Here is a 6,006-nt window from a genome sequence, read left to right on the forward strand (position 1 = left end):
GTGCCCAGCCCGCGGCCGCGGCCGCCAGCAGGAAGTCCGCGACCGTGTGCACCACGCGCGCGAGCAACGCGGCGGCCGCAGCGCTGGGTACGCCGACCGCGGGCGAGAGCAGGGCGATGAGCACCGCTTCCCGGGCACCGAGGCCGGCCGGCGCGAGGATCAGCAGGACGCCGGCCGCATGGGCGAGGGCGAACGCGGCAACCGCGGCGAGCACGTCTTTCGGTTCGGGGTGGGCGAGCGGCACGAGCAGCCACAGACACGTGCCGTAGCAGCCCCACACGCCCGTCATCAGCGCGAGCGACCTGGCCAGGTCACCCCCGCCGAACGTCGTCCGGACCCCGGCCCCGGCCAGCCGGTCGCCCAAGGACCGGAGAACCGGCGGCGTCAGGGCGACAGCTCCGATGGTGGCGAGCAGCAGCCACCGCCCCGCTGCAAGATCGGTGTGGACCGCTCCCCCGGCGGCGAGCAGGCCACCGAGCGTCAGTCCGGTGAACGTGTGCAGCATCAGGAACAGCGCCGAGGCAGTCATGCTCGAGCGCGCGGGCACGCCGTGCCGCCGACCCAGCTGTGCCTGCACAGCGAAGGTCCACACCGAGCCAGGGACGTACTTGCCGAGCTGACCGAGGAAGAAGACGGCGCCGGCATGACGCAGCTCCACGCGCGACCCGAGCGCAGACAGCAGCATCCGCCACAGCACCCCGGTGAGCGACAGGCCGACGAAAGCACACAGCAGAGCCGCGGCGAGCCGGGCCGGATCAGTCTCGGCGACCGCGCCACCGATCTCCGACCACCTGCCGTCGAACCCCCACCAGGTGAAGCCGACGATGAGGAGGACGAAGCCGACCCGCGCTCCGAGCAGCGCGTGCGCTCGCGTCATGCGGTGCCGGTGGGACGCAACAGGGCCGTCCGCGTCGGATAGGGCAGGGCGGGAGTGAGGCCACGAGTCATGGTCACCACGAGTCGGCCGCCCACGGTGTCGATGGCGTCCAGGTAGCGGCGCCGGTCGACGTTGTCGAAGACGATGATGCCCTCGGCGGAGAGTCGTTCCACCGCGCGGACCAAGCACGCCTCGCGGGCACGCCCATCGATGACGATGACGTCGAAGAAGCCCGCGACGTCGTCGATCGCCTCCACGTAGTCGGCGAAGTCCAGACCGGCATGACCGGGCTTGGCCGACGGGACGCTCGGCGTCGTGCTCGTCACCGGCTCGACCACCCTCAGGGTCACGTTCTCGGGGAGCCTCGGCGAGAGCTCGGCGGCCCAGCCGGCATGGTGCTCCACCGAGTGCACCGAGCCGGCGCGGGCAGCCAGCCACAGGGTCGAGGCGCCCGAGCCCCATTCGAAGACGCGAGCCCCGGGGTGCTCACCCAGGTAGGCCGCCACCTGGTCGGCGGAGTCGAAGGTCCACCAGGGCAGGTCCAGCTTCCCCAGGCCGTCCACGTCGTGGATCGCGAACAGGGAGACCAACCAGGTCGCCAGCCGTGAGTGCGGCGTACGACGCTCGAGAAGCCCGAGCAGACCCACGGCGCGAAGAAGGCCCCCGATGGCGCGGAGGGTCCGGATGTAGAGGGTCTTCACAGGATTCCTGCCATGTCGATGGGCGCCGTGGGCACCCGCAGGATGTCGAAGCGCGCGCGTTTGGTGTGCTCGAGGTTCGTCTCGATCAAGGCACGGTTGGTGCGGATCAGGTCGGAGATGATCCCGAGCATCAGGCACAGCGACGACATCACGATCAACGCGGCGCCGGCCAGCAGCGACTGCACGTGCCCACCGCCGTCGCCGACGGCCGTCAGGAATGCATATCGGACGTACGGCGCCAGCCCGAGCGCTCCGAACAGGAGCGCCATCAGTCCGAAGATCACGTACGGCCGATACATGACGTAGGCCCGAACGATCGCCGCCGCCGATCGGAACACGTGCTGCCGGGTGGAGCAAAACAAACGCGACTCGCGCGTCTTGGCGTTGGTGACGACGGGGACGCTGACGATCGCCAGGTTCTTGTTGCCGGCCTGGATGATCGTCTCCATGCAGTAGGAGAACCGGGTGACCGTGTTGAGCCGCATCAGGCTCTCGCGCGAGTAGGCGCGAAAGCCGCTGGCCGCATCGGGCAGCTCGGTGCGGGCGGCCAGGTTGACCACCTGCGACCCCAGTCTCTGGAGCGCCTTCTTCGATGGGGAGAAGTGGTCGATCAGCCCCACTTGACGATCCGCGATCACTATGTCGGCCTCGCCGCGCAGGATCGGCTGCACCAGGTCTGCGATCCGTCGCTGGGGATACTGGTTGTCGCCGTCGGTGTTGACCACGATGTCGGCGCCCATGGCGAGCGCGTGGTCGATGCCGTCGGTGAAGGAGCGGGCCAGCCCCTGGTTGCGGTTGTGCCGGACGAACTGGGTGACGCCGTACGAGCGCGCGACCTCGATCGTCCGATCGGTCGAGCCGTCATCGATCACCAGCACCGCGATCTCGTCGATACCCGGGATCGAGACCGGTATCGAGGACAGCACGAGCGGGAGCGTCTCTTCCTCGTTCAGACAGGGAACCTGCACGACGAGCAACACGTAGGCCTCACAAGGGTCGGTGACATCCGTCTTCGGTCCGGGGGAGACTAGGTTCGCGTTCGGGCCCGGACTGGGCGTTCAAGTGACGGCCCGACGAACAGTGGGCGAGCGTCTGCTACGCCGCTCGCCCGGGCGCATGCGCGGTCGGACAATGGCCCTCATGTCTGTCGCAGGGTGTGTCGGAGGTGGCGCGCAGCCGTCCCGACGGGCTCGGTGGGCACTGCCGACAGTGCTGTGCCTCGTGTGCGTGTGCGTCTTCGGGCTCACGGTGAGCACCAACCCGAGCCCCGACGCGTTCACCGCGGACTTCGCTGCCTGGCACATCGCCCGTAGCGGCGATCCGGTGCCCGACATCTCCGACTTCCCGCTGCTGGACGACAACAGCATCCGCGAGACCTGGATCGTGGAGACCACCGACGGCCGCGAAGCGGTCGGCCGGGCGCCCGGGGTGATCGCGGTCGCCGTACCCGCGTACGCGCTGCTGCCGTCGACCGTGATCAGCGCGGTGCCGGGCGGACTCACAGCTGCCCTGCTCAGCGCGGCCGCGGTGGTGCTGCTGTTCCTGCTGCTCCGTGACCGGACCGGTTCCCGGACCGCGCTGGTCGCGGCAGGGCTGTTCGCGTTCGCGACGCCGGTGTGGTCGGTGGCCGCGGATGCGATGTGGCCGCACACGCTCACAACGCTCGGGATCGTGGGCATGGCGTGGGCCGCTGATCGCCGCCGGTGGTGGCTGGTCGGGTTGTTCGGCGGCTTCGCGTTGTGGGGTCGGTTGCACGCGGCGCTGGTGTGCGCGGTCCTCGGTGTCGGTACGGCGGGGTCGCGGCGCCTGCCGGGGATCGCGGTCCGCGCGGGAGTGGCCGGCGGTGCGATGCTCGCGCTGATGTCGGTGTGGACCCGGTGGATGTACGGCTCCTGGGACCCGACGTCCGGCTACCGCGCCGGCGACTTCGGCGACAACGTGACGGACAACGCCTTCAACATCTTGAACTACCTCGGCTTCCTTGTCTCCGCGGACCGCGGCCTGCTCTGGTGGTCGCCGCTCCTCGTCCTGCTCGTGCCCGCTGCCTGGCGCAACCGCCGCGAACTGCCGGACTGGAGTCGCTGGCTGGCGCTCGGAGGTCTTTCCTACCTGGTGAGCCAGGCAGTCCTCAACCGCTTCAGCGGTGGTGACCAGTTCTACGGCTACCGGACCAGCCTCGAGCTCCTCGTCTCGATCACCCCGGCGCTGGCGTTGAGCGCCCACCGGATGAGTGACCGCGCGCGGCGCTGGTTCACTCCGCTCGCCGTGCTCCAGGTCGTTCTCATCGCCCCCGGCGCCGTGCGCGACGGCTTCTACAGTCCGGTCGCCGACGTGTGGTGGCGCAACGCGTTCCTCGACGCGCTGGTCCTACGACCGCTGGACCTGATACCGCTGGCGGCGTGCGTCCTCGTGGTCGCGATGCTCGCACTGCGCCTGCTCAGGCACCCGCGAGTCAGTCGGATGCTCGAGGCGGACGCACCCACGCCGTGCCACAGTGTTGGCCCGGTCTCAGGAGAGTGGACCACGGCCGTCGAGTCGCGCTCGTCTGACCAGCCGCGCGGTCCGGGGTGACTATCGAGGTCCAGCGCGACTAGCACCTCGGTTTCCGTCGGATCTCGGGGCAACGCCTGCCCACCCGCTCCCGATCCCTGTTCTCAGTTCGACCCGGGTCACAACACTCCGCCGGTGCGCCATCCGTTCTGGGCGGCGAGGGCCGCGAGCTGGTTCCAGTCCTCGTAGTCGGCCGTGCCTTCAGGGCCACACGGCACGCCGACCACGGGCGGCACGTTCCAGCGGGGGGCCGTGAGGTTCGGCGCCTTGGAGAAGTCGAGCACCTCCGCGATGTTGCGTGCCGCCGAGTCACGCGGTGTCAGCGCTGGCAATCCCCAGCGCCACTCGATCATCTTGAGTACCGAGGTGTGGTCGTAGACGTTGTGGGACACGAAGCCCCGTCGGGCCCGAGGCGACACCAACAGTGCCGGGGTGCGGAAGCCGCGCATTCCGGTGCCCGCCTCGGGAGTGGCATCCGGTGCGGCCGTCGGTGCGACGTGGTCGAAGAAGCCGCCCCACTCGTCGTAGTTCACGACCAGCGCGGTTCTTGCCCAGCCTGGACCAGCGGTGACGGCCTCGTAGACCTGGTTGGCAAGTTGATGGTGAGCTACCGCCTCACACATCTCGCACAGGCGGATATCTCGGGATTACTGGTGCGGTCTCACGCGGGTTTCGGGGATGCCGCCGAGATGCGCTACGCGGCCCTCATCGCCGCGGCGATCCGTGACGCTGCAGATCCTCGCGATCGGCCGGGTGCTGCACGGCGCCATGGACCTTCAGCTCCAGGTCACCGCGGAGATGGACTGGTCGTCGGCGCCGACCAGCTAGAAGCCGATGCCCTGGCTCAGCGATGCAGCCGGTGGCCGGTAGCCATGGTCCGGCTCGTGGAGACGCGGAGTCGGCGGATTGCGTGGGTGGGCATGGGCGTCACTCCGGATCTGGGCGGGTCAGGGGGATGGTGAGTGTGAAGACCGTCCGCAATCCATGCGCTCCCACAGTGATGTCTCCGCCGTGCGCGCGGGCGATCTGGCGGGCGATCGGCAGCCCCAGACCGGAGCCACCGCTGTCCCTGGCCCGGGAGCCGTCCAGCCTGGCGAATCGTTCGAAGATCCGTTCGCGGTCGTCGTTCGCAACGCCCTCGCCGTCGTCGATCACGTCGATCGTGGCAACTCCTGCGGTGGCAGACAGGTGCAGCTCGACCGTGCCGTGAGTGTGCCGCGTTGCATTGTCGGCCAGGTTGCGCAGTGCACGTGCCAGGTGGTCCGGGTCGCCGATCGCGCGCACGGGTGGGGCAGTCACGATGATGTCGAGCACGCCGGACCGACGCAGCCTGATCGCCTCCGCTCGGACGAGGTCGTCGAGATCGACCTCGCGCCTGCGCAGGGTCAGACCGTGCTCATCGGAGCGGGCCAGCAACAGCAGGTCCGCGACCAGGCGATCCACCCGGTCCAGCTCGGAGAGGACCTCGGCGGACAGGTCGGGCCAGGAGGTGGTTTCCGGATGCAGTGCATGGATCTCGTGCGCCGCGCGGACGGCGGCCAACGGGCTGCGGAGCTCGTGCGAGGCATCACCCACGAACTGACGCTGGGCCTCCGCACTGGTCTGCAGCCGGCCGAGCATCGAGTTCATCGTCTGGGCGAGTCGGGCGATCTCGTCGCGACCAGCCGGGACGGGAACGCGAGCCGACAGGGCCGTCGCGTCGATGGACGCCACTCGCCGCCGGATCGCCTCGACCGGGGCGAGCGCTCGCCCGGTCAGCCAGTACGAGGTGAGTCCCACCACCACCAGCACGAGGGGATAGCCGAACAGCAGGAGTTCACGCACCACCGCCGTCGACTCCTCGACGGTCTCGAGGCTCTGCGCCGCGAGCACCACGAG

The 6,006-nt window shown here is 69.5% G+C and carries 6 protein-coding genes; 1 reads left to right on the plus strand and 5 read right to left on the minus strand.

Features of this window, described 5'->3' with window-relative positions; genetic code table 11:
- The 3 genes from RMO85_RS01400 to RMO85_RS01410 form a co-directional block, all read right to left on the minus strand.
- The coding region (locus tag RMO85_RS01400) for a lysylphosphatidylglycerol synthase domain-containing protein (RefSeq protein WP_310525986.1) at positions 1-877 on the minus strand (877 nt) is incomplete at its 3' end.
- Positions 874-1,578 carry a class I SAM-dependent methyltransferase gene (locus RMO85_RS01405; RefSeq protein WP_310525987.1) on the minus strand — a complete coding sequence of 235 codons (705 nt, stop codon included), beginning with the start codon at positions 1,576-1,578 and terminating at the stop codon, positions 874-876. The genes RMO85_RS01400 and RMO85_RS01405, both read right to left, overlap by 4 nt.
- Entirely contained in the window at positions 1,575-2,558 is a 984-nt protein-coding gene (locus RMO85_RS01410) for a glycosyltransferase family 2 protein (RefSeq protein ID WP_310525989.1), read from the minus strand. The genes RMO85_RS01405 and RMO85_RS01410 overlap by 4 nt, the downstream gene beginning before the upstream one ends.
- Before the next feature lie 268 nt (positions 2,559-2,826).
- On the opposite strand from RMO85_RS01410, the gene RMO85_RS01415 reads away from it, so the two are divergent.
- Entirely contained in the window at positions 2,827-4,149 is a 1,323-nt protein-coding gene (locus RMO85_RS01415) for a hypothetical protein (protein ID WP_310525990.1), read from the plus strand.
- Positions 4,150-4,247: 98 nt separating this feature from the next.
- Here RMO85_RS01415 and RMO85_RS01420 read toward each other — a convergent pair whose 3' ends face one another.
- Together RMO85_RS01420 and RMO85_RS01425 are read right to left on the minus strand one after the other, a co-directional pair.
- Entirely contained in the window at positions 4,248-4,751 is a 504-nt protein-coding gene (locus RMO85_RS01420) for an alkaline phosphatase family protein (protein ID WP_310525992.1), read from the minus strand.
- A 304-nt stretch (positions 4,752-5,055) separates the two neighbouring features.
- The coding region (locus tag RMO85_RS01425; RefSeq protein WP_310525994.1) for an ATP-binding protein at positions 5,056-6,006 on the minus strand (951 nt) is incomplete at its 5' end.

The sequence above is a fragment of the Nocardioides sp. genome (assembly GCF_031422975.1).
Lineage (GTDB): Bacteria > Actinomycetota > Actinomycetes > Propionibacteriales > Nocardioidaceae > Nocardioides.

Bases quoted from the DNA above. Each gene is read 5' to 3' on its own strand.
- RMO85_RS01420 (WP_310525992.1), bottom strand. From the start codon at position 4,751: ATGTGTGAGGCGGTAGCTCACCATCAACTTGCCAACCAGGTCTACGAG.